Source organism: Acinetobacter sp. Ver3 (assembly GCF_000632455.1).
GTDB lineage: Bacteria > Pseudomonadota > Gammaproteobacteria > Pseudomonadales > Moraxellaceae > Acinetobacter.
This window is the reverse complement of the sequence record NZ_JFYL01000003.1, coordinates 77,661-98,826: the sequence shown is the minus strand read 5'-3', so window position 1 is coordinate 98,826 and position 21,166 is coordinate 77,661. Positions and strand designations below refer to the sequence as shown.

Genomic DNA, 21,166 nt, shown 5'->3' with positions numbered 1-21,166 from the left:
TATTACTTTTGTAACATTAATAATTAAATACAAAAGTTTGAATATGAAAGACTTACAACGGGGCTTTACCATTATTGAGCTGTTGATTACCACAATTGTGCTATCAATCACAGCAACCATGGCTATTCCATCTTTTAAAAATATTGTTGCGCAATATCGCCTAAATTCAGATGTACGTGAATTATCAAGCGTGCTGATGATGGCGCGTAATCAAGCAACATTGTTAAGAAAAGATGTGACTGTAGATCTTCAGTCGAATCAATCAGATAGCAATACAATCTTTCATTGGACACCCAAAGCGCAAAATAAATTGACTTCATCACAAGAAAAAGTCACATTCTGGGTGGATGGGGGAATTTCTGACTTTACATCTGACATAAATTTTTCTATTTGTAATAAGGTGTTAGGTGTTTCTAAAACGATAGCAATTACAAGAATGGGAACACAATATTTAAAAGCAGAGGGGACATGCTAATGCGTGCTGCGCAACAGGGGGTAGGAATGATTGAAATTCTAGTTGCCTTATTGGTTTTGGCCATTGGGGTATTGGGGTTTTCATTTTTACAAATGCGCGCAATTGATGCTTCACATGAAGCAATGTCTAAATTACAAGCCATGAATTTAGCGCGTGACTTATCTGAGAAGATACGTGCGAACTCAAATGCTTATACTCAGTATCAAGCCAGAATAAATGCAGAAACACAAACAACTACAGCCAAATCATGTGTGCAAAAAGGAACGACGAATCCATGTGTTCAAGCAGCCGATTTTACCCATTATGATGCTGCCCAGATAATAAAAAATGCCAATGGTCTTGGTATGAGTATCAAAATGCCGAATTGCCAAGTCAGTAATAATTTGCAATCTCGCCGATGCATTTACGTAGCATGGGGAAAAACCAAACCTATTGATGATGCTTCTGCAAAAGATGCATGTACCCATGTTGGAAGTTATTTACCAAAGGCGCAATGCATTGTTATGGAGCTTTATTGATGCAGCATCGTAGGTATACGCAAAAAGGTTTGACGCTAGTCGAGCTTATGATCGCTTTGGTGCTTGGATTATTGATTACCGCTGCTGCGGTACATCTGTTTTTTACAGGGCAGATGGGATTCACGATGCAGAAAGGGATGTCGGAGGTTCAAGATAACGGCAACTTTGGTCTGCGCTTTCTTACTTATGAAATTCGTAAAGCAAATTATGGTCAAGTAAATATCATTAATGATCGTTTGACGCATGGTGGCATTGTTATCACTTCAGCTCAGTCTCCAGTGGTGCCTACATCTGGTGATTTGGCATTTAATGCGACCAATATTCCCGTCAATATTTCACGAAATATTCCAAATACGGAGGTTGTGCCTGTATCGCAATCTGGTATGCCGAGTAATATAGAGTTGGTTTCAGCTGAATCTTCACAACCTGCTCAAGCGGGAATGAGCGACCAATTGGTCATGCAGTTTTATGCTGATACACAAGGTGTGGATTGTGAAGGTAATAATTACGATGCTGGACGATATATTGTTCAACGTTTTTTTCTACGTAAAGATGCAAATGCAAATATTCAAAAAGAACCACACGATGCATTGGTCTTGGCCTGTGAAGCAGGGTGGTACACGCGTAACAGCACTCAAATTCTAAAAAATTTTAATAATAAACAGACTGTCTTTGGAACAACGAATGGTGAAATTTTGATGCATCGTGTTGATCACTTTCACTATCTGTTGGGGATTTCTAATGACGATAATACGGCACAGCAAAGATATATAAGTATTGAAGATTATAAAAAGCTCAATGTTTATCCACGGCCACGCATCAATTCAATACAGGTCGGTTTATTAGTAAGGTCATCTGAGAATGTAGGTCAAAATCAAGCAATTTCTCCTCATCAAGAATTTGAAGTTCTTGATCAAAAAGTAAAATTAAAAAAAGCACAAAAAACCGTCGCGACTAAATTTATTCGACAAGTCATTACACAAACGATCGCGATTCGAAATGGTATGAGTGTGATGGATTCAGCGGAGGGCTTATGATTCAACATCAACGTGGTGCAACGCTGATTGTGGTACTGATTATGTTAGTTCTGCTCACCATTATTGGTACTTGGGCGATTCGACAAAGTATGGTGAGTTTGAATATCACCACCAACAGCCAAGCGCAACAATTGTTAATGCAATCTTCCGATACTGTTTTTTATCGATTGGGGCATGGCGGCTATGCTGCCTCCAGTGGTAACCCTCTGAGCTTAATTGGTTACTCGATTCAGAATGAAGGTGACGAAGTCGTATTCTGTTTTAGAAACCAATCCAATAGTGCGATGTTTAATGTTTCCAACAGTAGTGTATTGCGTTGGAATGAAGCAATGAGTGATGTCTCAGTCGATGGTGTTTCTGGGTTTTGTTCCTTATCAAACGATGGGGATTATGCCAGTGCTCGTAAGGCGCAATTAACTCAGGTGTCTGTAATCGTAAGCCCTCCATCAGACAGTGATCATGATATCCCACTTTCAAACGCAAACGTTGGAACTGACACTGAAAGTATAGGACAACCTTCTGATACTAAAAAAATAACAGTCTATTCAACATCGCTCTTACCCGCATTGTCTTCGACAGATTTAACGGATGAAATCCATCTTTGTTTGCGCCGACCACATACAGCACCATTGGTGGGTAATGCACAAACCATTTCATCTTGTTTAAAGGATATTGGTGTGCCCTATAACACCCAAATTCAAAGTTACATTTTTGATGCTTATCAGCGCGCTGAATCTTAATGGGGATGTATTGTGAATAAAAATATAAAGAATCATTTTACAAAAAAGATGATTGCGCAAAGTATTGCAGTCGTGATGGCATTGGGTGCGATCCCATTGCAATTGAGTGCCAGTGATCTACAAATTTATCAAAATCCTGTAGCAAAAAATAATCCGATTATCATGTTGGCGATTGATAACTCGATGAGTATGAGTGCAGTAGATGCAACTTATAAAGGTCGAAGTGTTAGCCGTTTGAATGCATTAAAAAACTCATTGGTAGATGCCTTAAATGCAAAGGACTTATCAGGAAATTATCGTATTCCAGATAATGTTTATATTGGGGTATCGGTGTTTACGTCAACGGGTGAAATAGGGACAACAGAAGATTGGTTAAGCTATGGTGAAAATGCTCGTTCATCTAAAATCTTACTAGAAGCAAAACAACTTACACCTGCTCACCGTACGGATTTAATCAATAAAATTAATAGTATTGGAGCCGTAGGTAGTACGCCCACACCACTATTACTCTCAGAAACTTATGCGTATTTACTAGGAAATCGTACCTTTGGGGCTAACCTAAAAGGCATCGATTTACTTCCTTCATCTAAATATTCTAATTATAGCCGTGGTTTATCTGGAGCATCATTTGCGCCAGCGGACATTCGCAAAGCGGATGGTAGTTATAGAGCGCCACTCAACAAGTTGAATAACAGTGATGCCCAATGTAGTACGCAAGGTGTTTTTTTCTTAACAGATGGGGCGCCAGTTGGTTTGAGACCAAAGACGGTACTCCCTGTCATGCAAAATGCGTTGGCAGATGACAGCTTTACTTGTGAAGGCTCGCCCTTAAAAGATGTCTATTACAATTACGGTAATGCCAAAGGTGCCAGTGGTGCCGCGACCTTCAATGGTGAGTTTAAGGAAATGGCGACGCAGCCATATCTTTTTTATGAAGATGATATTGGTAATGCTGTGTCAGCCAATCAAACCACCTGGCAAAACCGTAGTTCATGGGCTTGCGTAGGTAAGATGGTTCAGCGTTTGGCAAATCAAACACAGATGACCAGCGATGCGAATCAGAAGCGTGTTTATACATCTACTGTAGGTTTTGGTCCCTTATTCCAAAAGCATCCACGAGAAACCTGTCGTGATTATGACAATGACGGGCTATACGATCATTGTACTTTTGATAGTAACTATACAGGTTCTGGAAATGACATTTCCAATAGTATGAATGCTCAAGCATTAAAACAGTTGGGGAATGTGATTGGTAAAGGGGATACCTACGGGACTCGCCAAGAAATTGGGGGGTATACCCAAGCGACTTCTGGTGAAGATATTCAGAATGCATTGAATACCTTCTTGGTTGCCGTCTCTCACGGTAACTTTGAGGCTGCTAGTTTTGGTACTTATGTGGTGCCATTTGACCGTTTATCAACAAGTTCAGCATATCCTTATGTGTTCGCACCGCAGTTTCAACCACAGGTGAGCACAGCAAATTCGGTATTGGCTTCCACACATCAATTATGGTTAGGGAACTTAAAGAAATACAGTATTAATGCTCAAGCTGTGATGATTGATCGTGCGGGGAAAGAGGTACTTGATCGATCAGGTGCAATACGAACCAATACGCAGGATTTTTGGAACAATACTGGAATAGATGATGGTTTGAGTGCAATTCAAGGGGGCGTGTTCTCTCGGATTGTCACACCTTCACCACTAGCAGGTGTTACTGCTACAGACAAAATAAAAACGCGCCCTTTATTCACCAATGCAACGATTGCCACAACGGGTGATCAAGCAAAACGATTGGTAGGTTCTGAGAATGGACAACTGACGAAATTAACGACACAGAATGTGCTAGCCGCGACCTATATTGATTCAACCAAGTCGGGGTGGCGACAAAATGTATATCAACCCTATTTACTGTCGGCTTTGGGTTATCGACTTGATAAAAACTACTTAAGTAGCTTACCTGCTGGATACATTTGGAATGATCTAAATAAGGTTAAAGATCTTAAGGTGATGCAGCAAATGGGAGGCGTTGTTCACTCGGAACCATTGTTGGTGACGCTCGAAGCAAAATATAACGCGGGGTCTGGTACCATTTTAGCGAATACCCGTAATGCGACTCATCGAAAAGATTACGTGGTATTTGGGACGATGCAAGGATTATTGCATGTTGTGGATCAAGAAACTGGTGAAGAGGCATTTAGTTTCTTAGCTCATGAAATGGTTCAAGATCCAAGTCGACGAGACGCGTTACTTGAACAGTCCAATACATTATTGTCATCTGCGCATCCTATTTATGGCATGGATGGATCATGGACTTCAGATGTTCAATATAAGATTGATCAGAACAACAATAAGTTTATTGCTGCGAAAGCCAACATTTATGGTGGTATGCGCATGGGTGGGCGTAGTTATTATGCCTTGGATATGAAAAATCCGAACCAACCTGAATTACTTTTCCATGTTGATCCAAGTTCTGGAACGATAAAGAGTAAATCAACATCAGTGAGCGGCACAAATCAATCAGATGCCTTAAAAGCTATGGGATATAGTTGGTCTAAACCTACCATTGCTAAAATTCGTTTTGACGGCAAAGTTAAAACGGTCATGATTGTGGGTGGTGGCTATGATATGGCCTATGAAACGGATGGTTATCAGCCTCAATCTGCATTAACTGGTCAACGAGCTAATCAAGGGGCGGGCGTCTATATTTTTGATGCTGAAACGGGCGAATTATTGTGGAATGCACGCTATGGCAACCAATCGAATCAAACCAGTGTTGATGTTAAGCATGCTGAGATGAAATATAGTGTGGTCAGTCAAATTAAAGCATTTGACCGCAATACGGATGGTTTGATCGATCACCTATATTTTGGTGATTTAGGTGGGCAAGTGTGGCGCGTCGATCTCAATAATCGTCTTGGAACGAATACAACCGCGTTTGGACGAGTGACACGTCTTGCTGATTTTAGTGCGTATCACCAACGTTTTTATGAAATGCCTGCTTTGACCATCCATGATCTGAATGGTGAGCGATTTGGTGCGGTGAGTATTGCGTCAGGAAATCGCAGCTTTCCTTTAAATACCAGCAATATTTATGACAATCGAGTCTATGTGTTACATGATTATGACTTGGCACAACCGAATTTATTTCAAGCGAATTTTGCTAAAACACAAAACCTTACCGAAGCTCATTTAACTGCATGGTCTAATTTATCAGGTACAACAGTGCCACATCTGATGAACCGTAATAAGCGTGGTTGGTTCTATGTGCTGCAACGAACAACGTCTAAAAACGAAACAGCGAATACTGGTACAGTTAAAGCATTAAATGGTTATATTGCGATCGCAAATAGTCAAAGTCATTCAGATTTATATGTGTCTTTATACAATCCAAATGATGCGTCGTCACAACAACCGAACCAATGTACTGGGGGCATTAAAGGAGCAAGTCGTACCTTAAAGCTTTGCTTGCCGTATGGTGTTTGTGGAGATGCTGGATCAACGTCTAATCTTCAAAATAAAATTGTGGCAGAAATCTCAGACACTAAGTCTGATGGGATTAGTAAGCTAAACAGCGTACCTATTGTCCAGAATGGTAAAAAGAAAACGACTTTGCTGGGCGGTGGTTATACCAACTACATCACAACCAAAGTGCTGAAAGCTTATAACTGGTTTGAGCGTCAGTAGGTGGTTACCATGAATCAAAAAGGTTTTACGCTGATTGAGTTGATGGTTGTTGTAGTGATAATTGCCATATTGATGACAATCGCAGTGCCATCTTACCAAAGTTATTTAAAACGTAATGCTGCTGCACAGGCTCAGCAAGAAATATCCAAAATTATTGAACAACTTGAACGCTATAAAAGTCGTAGTTTTTCCTATCGAGGTTTTGATGCGAAGTATATCTACGATCAAGATACTTCAATGACGAGTATTTCCCTGCCTGATGCGAAGAAACCAAAATATGTGATTAGTATTGCCGATATCAGTGAAAAAACACCTAAAACCTTATTAAGTTCAGATCAGGGCTTGGGACGGGCATGGGGGATTCGAGCTGTACCAACGCAGACAGGCTATGATGCGTTTTTGGCGACGAGTCAGGGTATTCGTTGTAAAACAGAATATTTGGTGGAAAATGACTTAAAAGAAGTCAATGCATATACAGGATGTGGTGCAAATGCAAAACAATGGTAATTCAGGATTTACTTTAGTAGAGATTATGATTGCAGTGGTCATCATTGGAATTTTAGCCATGATTGCCTATCCGTCCTACCAAGAATATGTTCGTAAAACTAAACGTGTCGAAGTAAAAACCACATTGGCAGATATTGCAGCTCGACTTCAGCACTATCAGGTTGCGAATTACAGTTATATTAAACCGGATGGCAAAGCAGTCACGTTGGCTGAATTGGGATTTCAGACCAATGCGCAAAATCGAGTTGAAGTTCCGTATTATGATCCTGTCTATACGGTTGGTATAGCAGATGTAACCAACAACAGTTGGGTGTTGAGTGCAGTGCCTGTGAGTGGAAAATTGATGCAAACAGATGGTCACTTTGTCATAAATGAAGCCAATGAAAAATGTTGGGTGAAAGCAGCTTCTTGTACACCTTCTTCAAGTACAAACTGGGATGGAAAATAAATTTAAATTCAAAAATGTGGATAAATAATTTTTGAGCTTTCAATCGGATCAAAGTTCACGTAAAATACTGCCCTCTATGAAAGGGGTTTGAAATGTATCGATGGTCGGTGCAGGGATAATCCGTAAAAACTATAAGGTTCTATCATGGTTGTTATTCGTCTTGCACGCGGTGGTGCTAAAAAACGTCCGTTCTATCAAATCATCGTGACTGATAGCCGTAATGCACGTGACGGTCGTTTCATCGAACGTATCGGTTTCTTCAACCCTACAGCTCAAGGTAAAGCAGAAAAACTTCGTTTAGATGCTGATCGTTTCGCTCACTGGGTTGCTCAAGGTGCTCAACCTTCTGAACGTGTTGCTTCATTAGCTGCTCAAGCTAAAAAAGCTGCAGCTGCTGTTTAATACGGTAGAAGCTAGCCCATGACACCAACACAGAATGTTCCCGAAGATCGTATTCAGATTGGACAGCTACGTTCAGCTTATGGATTAAATGGGTGGCTCTGGGTCTATTCCAACACAGAACCTATGAGCAACATATTTGACTATCTGCCTTGGTACATCGAGACCAAAGCAGGTTGGCAAATTGTAGATGTGAAACGTTGGAAGCCACATGGTAAAGGCTTAGTTGTTTCGCTGAAAGGTGTGAGTGATCGTACTGCAGCAGACAATTTAGTTGGCGCAAATATCTGGATTTCTAAATCGCAACTGCCTCAACCAGGCGTGGACGAGTATTATTGGTCTGATCTAAAGGGTCTAACAGTGTTAGGTCTGGATGATGAAGAGCAAGAAGTCAATCTTGGTCAAATCCACGAATTGTTTGAAACAGGTGCTAACGATGTGATGGTAGTTCGCGCAACTGCTGACAGTGTCGATGGCGAAGAGCGAATGATTCCATGGCATAAAGATGTGGTGCAACGCGTTGATCTCGAAACTGGTCGTATCTATGTCAATTGGGGCGTAGATTACTAATATTTTCGGAAATACGGGAGTCTGCGATGTTTTTTGCAGTCATTACGCTTTTTCCTGAAATGTTTGAAGCGATTACAAGTTTTGGTATTAGCGGTCGCGCAGCGAAACGCGATTTAATGCAAATTCATTGTATTAATCCTCGTGATTTTGCAACAGGGAACTACAAACGAGTGGATGAGCGTCCATTTGGTGGTGGTCCTGGTATGGTGATGATGGCTGAGCCATTGGCAAAAGCAATTCATCGTGCCAAAGAGCTTGCAACGCAAGCAGGTGCTGTTCATGTACCTGTGGTGTATATGTCGCCACAAGGTAAAACCTTAAATGAACCTTCAGTACAAGATTTCGTGCAATATGACGGATTAATTGTATTGTGTGGTCGTTATGAAGGTGTTGATGAGCGTTTGATCCAAAAATATGTTGATCAGGAATGGTCCATAGGGGATTACGTTTTATCTGGGGGAGAACTGCCTGCGATGGTTTTATTGGACAGTATTATTCGGAGACTTCCGGGTGCAATGTCTGATGAACAATCACACGTTCAAGACTCATTTGTGGATGGTTTACTCGACTGTCCGCAATATACAAAGCCAGATCATTTTGAAGGTTTGGATGTGCCTGAGGTACTAAAATCAGGTCATCATGCAAATATTGAAAAATGGCGTTTTTTGCAGCGCTATCAACGAACGCTTGAACGTCGACCTGAATTGATTGAAAAAGTTGAGTTGACTAAGCAGCAAAAGAAATGGCTCAAAGATTCGCAAAAATAAATCTTTTAGATTTATTTAAGCAAATATGACCTCAAGCATATTGCTTGAAGTATTAAATAGGCTCTTTATGCATTGAAGCGGTCAAGCATAAAGGGAAAGTCAATCGGGTCTATGCGCCTTAGCCTCTAGCCCCAGTGGATATCAGACCTCTTCTGACCCACACATATTGGAGATACCCCATGAGCGGTAAGCATCCTTTAGTACAAGCTGTAGAAAATGCTCAGCTTAAACAAGACATCCCAGCTTTTGCACCAGGTGACACAGTAGTTGTCCAAGTAAAAGTAAAAGAAGGCGACCGTGAACGTTTACAAGCGTTCGAAGGCGTTGTAATCGCTAAGAAAAACCGTGGTTTGAACTCTGCGTTCACAGTACGTAAAATTTCTAGCGGTGTTGGTGTTGAGCGTGTTTTCCAAACTCATTCACCAATCGTAGCTAAAATCGAAGTTAAACGTCGTGGTGACGTTCGTCGTGCTAAACTTTATTACCTACGTGAACTTTCTGGTAAAGCTGCACGTATTCGTGAAAAGTTACCAGCTCGTAAACAAGGTTAATTTTAGCCTTGCTTCGAAGCAAAAAAATGCGCCTTTTGGCGCATTTTTTTATGATCAAAACTTACAAACCTTGAATCTTCAAACGATTGGCATGTTGTCTAAAGATTGATACTGGATCAGGAGCAAAGAAGCCTTTAAGCCCAAGTATTTGATTGACTTCATCAAAATGATTTAAGTTGTAATTATCACGAATTACTTTGCCGTATTTAGCACTACAAATAGGCACGAGACCATCGTGATTGCGTTCATTAGGCATAATCGCTGTCCCTAAGACAACAATTGCGGTATCTAAAATATCGAGAACATTGGTCACCTTTGAAGAACCAATCCAAGAATAATGATATACGCCGTTAGCCGTTTGTGATGAACCGTTAGAATTACAGTCTTTCGGGATCGCAGCGGATGGGAACGTTTGATTAAATTCTAAAGAACCTTTTACAGAAAGATCATACATGGATTGTTCGTAATTAACGCTAAGACTTGGATTACCTTCCATAATTGAAATTGCAGGTGCCAAAATATCACCAATAACTAATTTTGCTACACTATTAAGCACTTTACTATTTACGAAAGTATCTCCTAGGGGAGAGCCCTTAATACTGCCTGCAACAGCAGTTAGAGAAGCAACTTTCTTAGGAGCAATCGCTTCAACGTAACGTACAGTAGGTCCTCCATGACTATGGCCGATCAAATTGACCTTGTCTTTACCCGTAATAGCTAAAGCTGTTTCTACTTGTTGTAACAGTTGCTCACCACGAACCACAGTTGATTCGACAGGAGACATTTGAGCGACAAAAACACGTGCACCATTTCGTGCGAGGTCAGGGGTAATTTGATAGAACTGATCTAAACCGAAATGTTCTGTACCAATGCGGCTAAAACCTAATGCAAAGCCATGGGCCATAACAATAGGGTACTTAGTTTGCGCATAATTGGTATTTACGTATTTAGCTTCGACATCGATCAGGCCGGAAGCATATGTAAGTTGAGATAATCCTACCAGACTTAGCAGAAGTGCTGGGATCATTTTTTTTGTTTTCATTTTTTCTTCCTTAAAAAGACAATATTTATTGTCAAAAAATATTGTAAAGAAAAACTAAACAAAAAATAAGATAAATCCGACTAAATGTTAATCATTGTTAAACTGAAAGAAAGGGTGAAAAGCTCACCCTTTGTGTTTAGGTTTTATAGCCCTTGGAGTTTAAGTCGATTTGCATGCTGACGATAAACATCTACAGCGCTTGGTGCAAAAATGCTTTTTAAACCGAGTAGATGGTTAATTTCATCTAAATGATTCCATTTATAATTATCACGAATGACCTTGCCAAATCGAGCGGAGCAACGTCCTACAATTCCATCTCCATCTTTTTCAGCCAAAAGAGAAGAAGCTAACATGCCATAATCAGATGGATCTAAAGCGGTATTAAATGGAGAGTTACCCATAAATGAATAATAATGAGTATTGTTGACACGATAAGCCCCTTCACCACATTGGGTTGTAGGTACACCATTTGGAAAATTCTGACTAAATTTGAGTGATTCTTTCGTTCCTAAACTTTGTAGGGCTGCTTTAGCATCATAAGGAAAGACTTTTCGATCAAGACCAGATGCGAATGTAATCACTGGCGATACCAGATTGTCAAAAATCGCGCGAGCAGGTGCTTCTAAAATATTACCTACCAGAACACCTTCTAGTATATCAGCCATTCTTGCTCCTTGATTTCCAGAAGCAATTGTCGTAACAGATGCGACATGATCAGGTATAACACCTGCAATATATCGAACAGTCTGACCACCATGACTATGTCCGATTAAATTCACTTTTTGCTTACCGGTAATGGCAAGTATCTCTTCAACTTGACTCAGTGCTTGTTCGCCTCGCACTTCACTTGAGTTCATCGTTGAAACACGTGTTTGCCAGATGTTTGCACCATTTCGAGCAAGATCAGGAGTGATCTGATAAAAGTAGTCAACACCGACCATACTACCAAAGCCAAATAAGCCATGGGCAAGCACAATAGGGTATTGGGTTTGTGCATAATTTGATTTAGGTGTTTTGACGGTATGGTTAACGGCTAAATCTTTGATTTGCGTTGAGGCTTGTGCAACAGGAAGAAAACATGAACCTATGCATAGGCTCATGACTAATTTTTTTAGTTTCATTTTCGATACTCATTCAGTGATTCGTTTATTTTTATGATTCAGACGATATCCATCGCCATAATTTAAGATACTAAAATTGTGACTTAAGTCTATAAAAAAGAGATAAAGTGCAAATTTATTGATATAAATTGGATGGGTGACTCATTTATAGGATAGATATGTCATGCTAATGAGGGCTATTTAAACAGTCTGGACCCATCTAGAGATGAGTGCAGACAAAAAAATATATTACAGACCTTGTTGTTTAAGGCGATTTGCATGTTGACGATACATCGAGACTGGATCTGGCGCAAAGACACTTTTTAAACCAAGCACTTGATTGACTTCATCTAGATGATTCCAATTGAGATCATCACGGATGGTTTTACCGAATTTCGCACTACAGCGTGAAACGAGGCCATCATTCTCTTGACCACCATCAATTAATAGACTGGTAATTTTTAAAGCTGAGTCTACATCAAGTGGGTTTGTGACCGTTCCGATACCCGTAAAGGAATAGTTATATATTCCTTGTTCACGATATAAACCTTCAGAGCATGAGTTTTGAGGAACGCCTATAGGATATTTTTGATTAAATATTGCTGATCCTGCTAAACTCAAACTATTGGCTCCCGCAAGTGAGTCATGAGGGAAGGATGCTGGATCAAGTCCCTGTGCCCAAATAATAGCTTTAGACAGTAGATTGACTACAGCCACAATAGGTGTTTCAAGGATTGGTGCTGTATCACGAATTTTTAATATAAAATCAGACACTGGTGAGCCTTGATGTGGCGCCCCAATCGCTGTCATTGATGCGACTAATTCAGGTCTTACACCTGCGACATATCGAATTGTGGGCCCGCCGTGAGAGTGACCGATTAGATTGACCTTAGGCGATCCAGTGAGTGCAATGACTTCTTCAACTTGATGTAAAAGTTGCTCACCCCGAATTTCTGATGAGTTAAATGGCGATACACGGGAAGCCCATACATTTGCACCGTTACGGGCGAGATCAGGTAAAATTTGATACCAATAATCTACACCGAGTGGATCAGTGCCAATACGGATAAAACCAGACATTCCGTGACTAAATACGATTGGATACTGGGTTTTTGCATAAGTAGTTTGAAATTTTGAAGTCACTTGTTCAGGTGCTGTAGCAGCGTAACTCGTGCCAATTAAACATGCGAAAGAGAGGCATGTCCCCAAAATAAATTTTCTCATCTCTATTCCTTAGATGGATTGAAATACTCGACAATTTCCGTTGTCACAATAAGAGTATAGCGAAGCAAAAGGAAAGAAAAGTGGATTTAAACTTTAGGGAACAATTTTTAAGATAAGCCTCCATAATTTCGTGATGAGTGTATGGAGGCTTGAGAAGATTATAGTCCTTGAAGTTTCAAACGATTTGCGTGTTGTCGATAAACCGATACTGGATCTGCTGCAAAAATGCTAGTCATCCCCATCATTTGATTGACTTCATCTAAATGATTCCAACGGTAATCATCCCGAATCGTTTGTCCGAAGCGAGCACTGCAAACTGGGACTAAACCATCATTTGCACCTTCCTTAGATACAATGAAAGATGCCGCTTGCATTGCATAATCCGATGGGTCAAGGGCATTGGTAAACGGTGTATTACCAGTAAATGAATACATACGCATGCCATTGACTTGATATGCACCCTCACCACATTTTGTGGTTGGTACACCCGCAGGGAAACGTTCTGTAAATGCTAATGAGCCTGCTGTAGATAAACTTTTAGCCGAGGCAAGCGAATCATGTGGCAGGCTTTTCGCATTTAATCCTTGTGCCCAAACAATTGCTCCCGAGACAAAATTCATCGCTGTCGCAAGCACAGTATCAAGTCCTGTTCCTTCTGAACGCAAGATAAAGTCTGCCATAGGTGATCCTTTATTCACACCAGCGACAGTGGTCATGGATGCCACATGTTCAGGAATTGTTCCACCAATATAACGTATTGATGGTCCACCTTGACTATGCCCAATTAAGTTCACTTTTTGTGCACCAGTAATGGCTAAAATATCTTCAACTTGTTGAAGCAATTGCTCTCCACGAATTTCGTTGGAGTTGAATGGAGATACTCGTGTAGGCCAGACATTAGCACCATTACGCGCTAGATCTGGCAGGATTTGGTGCCAATAATCTAAACCAAAGCTCTCTGTACCAAGACGGACAAATCCTGTTAGTCCGTGTGCAAATACGATTGGGTATTTAGTTTTTGCGTAGGTATTGTATTTGCCAAGTGTCGAGGTTACAGGTTTCACTTCTAATGCAGAAGCATTAGATAATTGAGTCGTTAAGCAAGCTGCAGACGTAAGTAGGCACGCCATAATTTTGTTGTATTTCATCATCATCCTCAACTTTTTATTATCAAACCCTAATCCTAGAGTTAAATTGATTATAGTGATGTAAATCACATTTTAAATATCGAATAGATGAATGGTAAATTTTTAAGGTTAAAAAAGAGAGGTAGATTTGATCAATGAACTATCTTGATGAAGATTTGAATCTGCTTTCAAATCCAGCCTAATGAATTTGAAAGCAATTACTCAATTAAAGAGCTAGAGATTTAAAGTCCTTGTAATTTAAGGCGGTTGGCGTGCTGTCTATAAACTGCAACTGGGTCAGGAGCAAAAAATCCTTTAATTCCGAACAGCAAGTTCACCTCATCTAAATGATTCCACGGAAAGTCATCACGAATAGTTTTACCAAAATGGGCACTACAAACTGGAACGATGCCATCATTTTTTCCTGCTTTATGAACCGACAAACGGTCAAGTAGAACCATGACAGGGTCACCTAGATCCAAGGCATTCGTAAAAGGCTTGTTTCCTGTCATTGAATATAAATGAATTCCTTTTTCTTGATAAGCACCTTCGCCACAGTGGGTTAATGGTAAACCGAGAGGGAATTTTTGATTAAACAAGGCAGTTCCTTCAACAGATGTACTCACACCAGCGGCCATCGCATCATGTGGGAACGTATCAGCAGGAAGACCTTGCGCCCACATAATGACTTTACCAAAAGTGCTGATGAGAACATTCAGTAGCTCTGATGTTCCTGTTTTATCTGCGATTTTTAATACATCTGACGCGATGATTGTACCTTTGTTGGCACCGGCTACAGTCATCACCGATGCAACATGTTCAGGCATTACACCTGCGGCATAACGAACAGAGTTTGCACCATGACTATGACCAATCAGATTGAGTTTGTCAGCACCAGTAATCGCCATGACTTCTTCAAGTTGTTGAACATATTGTTCACCTCGGACTTTAGAAGAATTGAAAGGAGACATTCTAGCCGCCCATGTGTTTGCACCGTTTCTCGCTAGATCAGGTAAAATTTGATACCAGTAATCCATGCCTAGATTTTCAGTGCCCAAACGTATAAATCCAACCATTCCATGAGCGAATACAATAGGATATTTCGTTTTGGCATAATCAGATTTGACACTTGAGACTTTGATCTGTTGAGCTTGAGTAGCATAAGTTGTCGTAGATGTTAGACATAGCGCTGTCACCAGCGAGCCTAGAATGTGTTTTATTTTCATTATTATTCCTAGTTTTTAGTGAATCTATGATGTTCTTCCAGATGAACATACAGAAGACCTTAAAAGATGTTATTGAATGCAACAAGATACAAAAAATGCCAATTTAGCTTGCCGAATTAACATATAAAAAGCAAAAAAGAATCAAAAGTTGAAATAATTAAAGGATTTAATCATTAGCAAATGTGTTCAAAAAGCATTATTTAAATTTTGTCGAGAGTCGCTGATGGTCGGAAAAGCTATTCTGATGAATAGCTTTCCATTTAACTGCGCTATTTTGTGCGTCTAGAGTCCTGTCAGTTTCAAACGATTGGCATGCTGGCGATAAAGTGAAATAGGATCTGGGGCAAATAAACCTTTGAGACCGAACATCATATTAGCTAAATCGGTATGATTTAGTTTGTAATCATCACGAATTACACGTCCTATATGCGTGCTACAGCGCCCAACCATGCCATCATTATCTTTATTGCCATACGCTAAAGGCCCTAGCTGCATTAAAATGGTATCGATATCTAAGAGGTTGGTGGTTTGTGCAACACCAGTCCAAGAATAATAAAAGATTCCGTTGTCTATTGGGCTGCCTAAACGAGTACAACTTGACGCGAGAGCTTTTGTTGGAAAACGTTCATTAAATGCAGCAGAGCCTGTTTCAGTTAATGATTTCATCGAAGCATCAAAGCTGATCGGCATATCAGGACGACCTTGTGCATAAGCAATTAATGGGGGAATGATGTAATCCCCTAAAATATTAAATATTGTTCGAGTTGCTTCATTATTTTGAATTTTATCTGCGACCATAGAACCTCTGAAAGTCCCTCCTACACCAGTAACAGAAGCAACATAGTCGGGTTTTACTGCTGCAACATAACGCACAGTCGGTCCGCCGTGCGAATGACCAATCAGATTGACCTTTTTCTGCCCAGTAATCGCAATTACTTCTTCAACCTGAGAAATTAATTGTTCTCCTCGAAATTCAGTCGTATGAGCAGGTGAGAGTTGTGCTGCAAAAACGCGTGCACCATGGCGCGATAGATCAGGTAAGATTTGATACCAATAGTCAATATTGAATGTTTCATTGCCTATGCGAGACCAGCCTAACCAACCGTGTGTCATCACAATAGGATATTTGGTTTTTGCGTAACTACCGATCTTTGTCTCATTTACTTCGAGTAATCCCGGACCTGCATGGGCAGTGAATGAGCTTGATAAGCATAGCGTTGTGACGAATGCTAACGTTGTAGGTATCAATTTAAGTTTTAAGTTTTTCATCGTTCTTCCCTGTGAATGAATGTGTTCCTTGAAAAGATTAATCGGCAAAAGGAAGTTGACCGCCTTGATCATGAACTTGCTCGAATGTTTCTACCCGAAGTTGCTCTTGTGAATTATTAAAATGTTGAGAACGGAGGTGTTGTACAGCTTCCTGCTTTGCACTAGGGCTCATATTACTTTTTACAATGCTGTCACGTTCAGATAAATATTGATTGACCTTGCTTTTCCAATTTGAGCGCTGTCCATCAAGATTTTCTAGACGTTGTGTTGCTTCAGGACCCACTAAGCTGAGACGCATTTGACGAATTTCTTCTGCACTACCACCACGAGCTTTAATTTCTGCAGTTAATTGACGAAGATCTTCGAGTTGAGAAAGTTGTTTTAAATTTTCTTTCCAATCTTCAGGTAGATCATTGAACAGATCTTTTAATTTATCGGCTTTTTGTTTTTCCGATAAATTTTTATCTTCCATGACACTCATGCGAGCCAAGGTATAATCATGATATTCATCTTCTATACCAAATAAACCTTCAATTTCATAGTCTGAAAAAAATTGTTTACGCAATGATTTCATCTGATTAAAAATAGCTTTGTAATACTGCGCACTTTCTTTGTCATGGTTTGGTGGTGTTAGGTCACCCATTTTTTCACGATATTGAACATAGCGTGACCATAAATCTGTCAGTTGACCTAGTAATGGTTCTTGATAGGTGCTTTGAGCAAATTTAATAAAATCAGCCTTGATTTGCGGAATCTCTTTTTCGCCGTATTGGGTAATAAAAAACTCAAAACAGTTCTTAGTATTTTCATTCACAATCAAACTGTTGGCGTTATCGGTTTGGATTTGACAATTGATTTGAATATCTTGCTGACTTTTACTTGCAAAGCTAGAACCATTCACGGTTGTACTTTGTTGTAGCGCCATATTTTCTGATTGAATTTCGGCATCTTGTGCTGCTCGTTGTGAGTTTTCAGCAGATTCAGCTGAGTCAGGTTTCAACCATTGAAAGAGAAGGAATAAAACGATCAGACACGCCAGAATCAGCAGTGTAATTTTCAATTTAGCTTTTGAATTCATTTCACATCCTATGAAATCATTTAGTTATTATTAATGGTGTAGAATAATTTGCCACAAATGTCACATTTTATGCATAAAAATTTAATCAATATTCGATAAATGGATTTGATAAAATAGCAGTATTTTACTGATCTGAATATTATCTAATGTCTGCTAAATCTCCAAAAATTACTCGACGTCATATAAGTGGTGTATTTCTACTCAACAAACCTTTGGGGATTAGCTCAAATGCAGCATTGCAAAAAGTGCGTTGGCTCTATCGTGCTGAAAAAGGTGGTCATACTGGCGCTTTAGATCCATTAGCATCAGGCTTACTCCCGATTTGCTTAGGTGAAGCGACCAAGTTTTCACACTTTTTACTGGAATCTACTAAACGTTATCAAACGACGATTCAATTGGGAAATAGTACAACTACAGGTGATGTCGAGGGTGAAGTTTTGCTCGAGGCACAACCGATTGAACTTAACGAAGATAAAATTCAAAGCGTGATTCAGCAATTCGTTGGAGACATTCAACAAGTTCCTCCAATGTATTCTGCTTTAAAGAAAGAAGGTCGTCCTTTGTATGAGCTGGCGCGTAAAGGAATTGAAATCGAACGTGAGGCTCGTCCAATTCATATTTTCGCGATTGAACTGATGTCTTTCACTCAAGATTCAATTACTTTGGATGTGACATGCTCAAAAGGAACGTATATCCGAGTATTGGGAGAGGATATTGCTCAAGCTTTAGGAAGTTATGGGCACTTAACATATTTACATCGTATTCAAACTGGGCATTTTGGTATTGTGCCAGAGTACACTATTGAATATTTAGAAAGTCTAACTGAACAACAACGTGAAGCATTATTGTTGCCTGCTTATGCGCCTGTCGATCATTTTCCAAAGGTTCAAGTACCAGAAGGTCGTGCAGAATATTTCTGTCGTGGGATGGAAAGTAATATTGATCATCCTGCCGAATCTCAAGTCCTCGTATTTGATGAAAAAAAGTGTTTAGGTTTAGCTGAAATTACTGATAAAAAACGTCTAGTTCCTAAACGTGTATTAAATTTATAAGCGAACTCAATTATGGAATTAGACATCATCCTCAGCCTGATTTTTTTTGCATTTTGCGCAGGCGCGATTGATGCAGCAGTCGGTGGTGGTGGTCTCATTCAGATTCCAGCATTGATGAGTGCTTTTCCTCATATGGCGCCAGCAACATTATTTGGCACCAATAAGCTAGCTGCGGTTGTTGGAACAGCAACATCCGCGTGGACTTTCGCTAAAAAAGTTAAGTTTGAATGGAAGTTATTACTGGTGGTGGCGATATGTGCTGCCATCAGTTCTTTTGCGGGAGCTGCCAGTGTTTCTATGATTCCGAAATCAATCTTGCAGCCCTTTGTCTTGGTGATGCTGATTGTGATGGCAATTTACACATTGTCAAAGAAGGAGTTTGGACAGGTTCAGATTGCACAAACGGTAAACACTAAAATTCTGATCTTGGCTGGAATAGGAAGTTTGGCGATTGGGTTTTATGACGGATTATTCGGTCCGGGAACGGGAAGTTTTTTTATTTTTTATTTTATTCGATATTTACAAGTCGATTTTTTGCATGCAGCAGCTTTGGCCAAGATTGGTAATGTGATGACCAATTTAGCCGCTCTTACATTCTTTATTCCTGCAGGCCACATTTTATTTGCAGTAGGTGCCATGATGGCTGTCGCTAATATGATCGGCTCGATTGTCGGGGTGAAGTTGGCGCTTAAATACGGTAGCGGTTTTATTCGTATTCTGTTTTTAATTCTACTATCTATTTTAATTGTTCGATTAAGTTATCAGATGTTCTTAATGTAAACCATTCTCAACATTAAACTTTTTTATACAAATCGCTTCTTAAACCTATCTCTAAGTTATCGCCTAAGCTCTTATAGTAAGTTGAGTGTTTTGAAGATCATTCAAGTTTTTCTTTATTCAAATCATATTTATAAGACAGGATAACAAGATGAATATTTTTGAAGCTTTACGTGAAAGTCATGATGTTCAACGTGAACTTGCTGAGAAGCTGGTTCAAACTTCAGGGGACACGCCAGAACGCCGAACATTATTTGAGCAGCTAAAAAATGAATTGTTTGCTCATGCAGTGGCAGAAGATCGATACTTCTATATTCCACTGATGATGACCGATTCAGGTTTGAATATTACGCGTCATGCATTAGCTGAACATCATGAAATGGACGAATTACTTGAGCAACTCACCGAAACTGAATTCAGTAATCCAGGATGGTTAGCCATCGCGAAAAAATTGTCAGAAACCGTGCATCATCATCTTGAAGAAGAAGAGCATGGCTTTTTTCAGCAAGCAGGAAAAATTCTAGAGGATAAACAAAAGGAGAGTTTGGCTAAAAAATATCAAACTGAATATAAGAAATATAAGAAATTAGATAAAGACAGCTTGGTTTAACCCCATGATAAAAAAAAGATGGCATGTGCCATCTTTTTTTATGTTTCTATGCCATGTGATTTCATTCTAGCAGCGCGATAAGTAACACCAATTGATGCAATCATAATACAACCCAAAGCAACGGCTTGTAATAAGGTAATGTGTTCATTCAACAGTAACCAACCTGTCAATGCACCTAATGCTGGTGACAAACTTGATAGCGTTCCATAAGACATTTTACTTAAATTCTTTAATGCCAATAAATCCAATGCATAGGGAATAGCAGTAGCCAAAAGCGCAATGACGATGGCTTGTGGCCAATATTCAAATTGAACTAATGCGGATGGATTATAAACCATACTGATCGGCAATAAGGTCAATGCTGAGAGGACGATTGCAATACTGAGAGCATGCATGCCGATATTCTGCCGAACGACTTTCTGTCCAAAATAAATATAGAATGCCCAACAAATGCCTGCACCAATGGCCATAGCAGCCCCAAGATATGAAAAGTTAGTCGCATTGGCATCTTGCCAAGGCACCATCAGTGCTACACCGAAAATTGCCAGGATGACCCAAATGTAATCACTTCGATGTTGGATTGACAGTAAAGCCAACGTGAGTGGGCCTAAGAACTCAAGTCCTACTGCAATCCCTTGTGGTAGTTTTCCTAATGATGCATAAAACAAGACATTCATCAAAGCGACTGAACCACTATAAAAGAGAAGATCTTTCCATTTTAAGTAAGGAAGGCGACGAAGAATTTTCCATGAACGGAACATCAATACAACCATAATTGATGCAAAGCATAGACGTAAAGTGACCACAGTAAATGGATCTAAAACTTCAAAAAGCTGCTTTGCGAAGGATGCACTAATTTGATAGGCGATCATGGATAAGACCATGAACAGCACGGCAGTGAGTTGAGCATTTGGCATTGGGAAAACGAAGCCGAATTAAAAAGAGTGAGACTGCTCAAATTTTAA

Annotated in this window: 22 protein-coding genes; 14 read left to right on the top strand and 8 right to left on the bottom strand. The window is 39.8% G+C overall.

All coding sequences use genetic code 11. The features are described from left to right. The first annotated feature begins 43 nt into the window (after positions 1-43). The 11 genes from CL42_RS01795 (at position 44) to rplS (ending at position 9,696) form a co-directional block, all read left to right on the top strand. Positions 44-475: a pilus assembly FimT family protein gene (locus CL42_RS01795; RefSeq protein ID WP_035264326.1), complete on the top strand. Its 432-nt coding sequence runs from the start codon at positions 44-46 to the stop codon at positions 473-475. Then, positions 475-993 carry a type IV pilus modification protein PilV gene (pilV, locus tag CL42_RS01790; RefSeq protein WP_228133218.1) on the top strand — a complete coding sequence of 173 codons (519 nt, stop codon included), beginning with the start codon at positions 475-477 and terminating at the stop codon, positions 991-993. Before CL42_RS01795 ends, pilV begins: the two co-directional genes overlap by 1 nt. Continuing rightward, positions 993-2,030, top strand: a complete 1,038-nt coding sequence (locus CL42_RS01785; protein ID WP_035264319.1) for a PilW family protein — start codon at positions 993-995, stop codon at positions 2,028-2,030. The genes pilV and CL42_RS01785 overlap by 1 nt, the downstream gene beginning before the upstream one ends. Continuing rightward, positions 2,027-2,770: a pilus assembly PilX family protein gene (locus CL42_RS01780; RefSeq protein WP_081403224.1), complete on the top strand. Its 744-nt coding sequence runs from the start codon at positions 2,027-2,029 to the stop codon at positions 2,768-2,770. The genes CL42_RS01785 and CL42_RS01780 overlap by 4 nt, the downstream gene beginning before the upstream one ends. Before the next feature lie 12 nt (positions 2,771-2,782). Beyond that, positions 2,783-6,454 (top strand): PilC/PilY family type IV pilus protein, encoded by a 3,672-nt coding sequence (locus CL42_RS01775; RefSeq protein ID WP_035264316.1) that lies wholly within the window; start codon positions 2,783-2,785, stop codon positions 6,452-6,454. Positions 6,455-6,463: 9 nt separating this feature from the next. Continuing rightward, positions 6,464-6,961 (top strand): type IV pilin protein, encoded by a 498-nt coding sequence (locus CL42_RS01770; RefSeq protein WP_035264313.1) that lies wholly within the window; start codon positions 6,464-6,466, stop codon positions 6,959-6,961. Next, positions 6,945-7,409, top strand: coding sequence for a type IV pilin protein (locus CL42_RS01765; protein ID WP_035264311.1), 465 nt, complete (start codon positions 6,945-6,947; stop codon positions 7,407-7,409). Before CL42_RS01770 ends, CL42_RS01765 begins: the two co-directional genes overlap by 17 nt. Before the next feature lie 144 nt (positions 7,410-7,553). Further along, complete coding sequence (gene rpsP, locus CL42_RS01760; RefSeq protein ID WP_035264308.1) at positions 7,554-7,811, top strand: 30S ribosomal protein S16; 258 nt, start codon at positions 7,554-7,556, stop codon at positions 7,809-7,811. 18 nt (positions 7,812-7,829) lie between these two features. After that, positions 7,830-8,378, top strand: coding sequence for a ribosome maturation factor RimM (gene rimM / locus CL42_RS01755; protein ID WP_035264305.1), 549 nt, complete (start codon positions 7,830-7,832; stop codon positions 8,376-8,378). 26 nt (positions 8,379-8,404) lie between these two features. Continuing rightward, a complete protein-coding gene (trmD, locus tag CL42_RS01750; RefSeq protein WP_035264302.1) occupies positions 8,405-9,145 on the top strand; it encodes a tRNA (guanosine(37)-N1)-methyltransferase TrmD in 741 nt (246 codons plus the stop codon). A 179-nt stretch (positions 9,146-9,324) separates the two neighbouring features. Next, a complete protein-coding gene (gene rplS, locus CL42_RS01745) occupies positions 9,325-9,696 on the top strand; it encodes a 50S ribosomal protein L19 (protein ID WP_004787066.1) in 372 nt (123 codons plus the stop codon). Positions 9,697-9,757: 61 nt separating this feature from the next. On the opposite strand, the gene CL42_RS01740 is transcribed toward rplS, so the two are convergent. The 7 genes from CL42_RS01740 to CL42_RS01710 all read right to left on the bottom strand — a co-directional run bounded on the left by CL42_RS01740 (position 9,758) and on the right by CL42_RS01710 (position 17,762). Further along, positions 9,758-10,738 (bottom strand): esterase/lipase family protein, encoded by a 981-nt coding sequence (locus CL42_RS01740; RefSeq protein ID WP_035264296.1) that lies wholly within the window; start codon positions 10,736-10,738, stop codon positions 9,758-9,760. A 143-nt stretch (positions 10,739-10,881) separates the two neighbouring features. Then, positions 10,882-11,859: a lipase family alpha/beta hydrolase gene (locus CL42_RS01735; protein WP_035264294.1), complete on the bottom strand. Its 978-nt coding sequence runs from the start codon at positions 11,857-11,859 to the stop codon at positions 10,882-10,884. Between the two features lie 228 nt (positions 11,860-12,087). Beyond that, positions 12,088-13,062: an esterase/lipase family protein gene (locus tag CL42_RS01730; RefSeq protein WP_035264290.1), complete on the bottom strand. Its 975-nt coding sequence runs from the start codon at positions 13,060-13,062 to the stop codon at positions 12,088-12,090. Positions 13,063-13,220: 158 nt separating this feature from the next. After that, on the bottom strand, positions 13,221-14,210 hold the full coding sequence (locus CL42_RS01725) for a lipase family alpha/beta hydrolase (protein ID WP_081403225.1): 990 nt from the start codon (positions 14,208-14,210) through the stop codon (positions 13,221-13,223). 221 nt (positions 14,211-14,431) lie between these two features. Beyond that, on the bottom strand, positions 14,432-15,415 hold the full coding sequence (locus CL42_RS01720; RefSeq protein WP_035264289.1) for an esterase/lipase family protein: 984 nt from the start codon (positions 15,413-15,415) through the stop codon (positions 14,432-14,434). A gap of 282 nt (positions 15,416-15,697) precedes the next feature. Continuing rightward, positions 15,698-16,684, bottom strand: a complete 987-nt coding sequence (locus CL42_RS01715) for a lipase family alpha/beta hydrolase (protein ID WP_035264287.1) — start codon at positions 16,682-16,684, stop codon at positions 15,698-15,700. 37 nt (positions 16,685-16,721) lie between these two features. Continuing rightward, a complete protein-coding gene (locus CL42_RS01710) occupies positions 16,722-17,762 on the bottom strand; it encodes a lipase secretion chaperone (RefSeq protein ID WP_035264286.1) in 1,041 nt (346 codons plus the stop codon). A 146-nt stretch (positions 17,763-17,908) separates the two neighbouring features. On the opposite strand from CL42_RS01710, the gene truB reads away from it, so the two are divergent. From truB to CL42_RS01695, 3 genes are all read left to right on the top strand, one after another. Beyond that, positions 17,909-18,814: a tRNA pseudouridine(55) synthase TruB gene (truB, locus tag CL42_RS01705; protein WP_035264283.1), complete on the top strand. Its 906-nt coding sequence runs from the start codon at positions 17,909-17,911 to the stop codon at positions 18,812-18,814. 12 nt (positions 18,815-18,826) lie between these two features. Then, positions 18,827-19,594 (top strand): sulfite exporter TauE/SafE family protein, encoded by a 768-nt coding sequence (locus CL42_RS01700; protein WP_035264281.1) that lies wholly within the window; start codon positions 18,827-18,829, stop codon positions 19,592-19,594. A gap of 148 nt (positions 19,595-19,742) precedes the next feature. Next, entirely contained in the window at positions 19,743-20,201 is a 459-nt protein-coding gene (locus CL42_RS01695) for a hemerythrin domain-containing protein (protein WP_035264279.1), read from the top strand. A gap of 38 nt (positions 20,202-20,239) precedes the next feature. Here the strand turns inward: CL42_RS01695 and CL42_RS01690 are convergent, their stop codons facing one another. Continuing rightward, positions 20,240-21,118 carry an EamA family transporter gene (locus CL42_RS01690; RefSeq protein ID WP_035264278.1) on the bottom strand — a complete coding sequence of 293 codons (879 nt, stop codon included), beginning with the start codon at positions 21,116-21,118 and terminating at the stop codon, positions 20,240-20,242. Positions 21,119-21,166 lie beyond the last annotated feature (48 nt).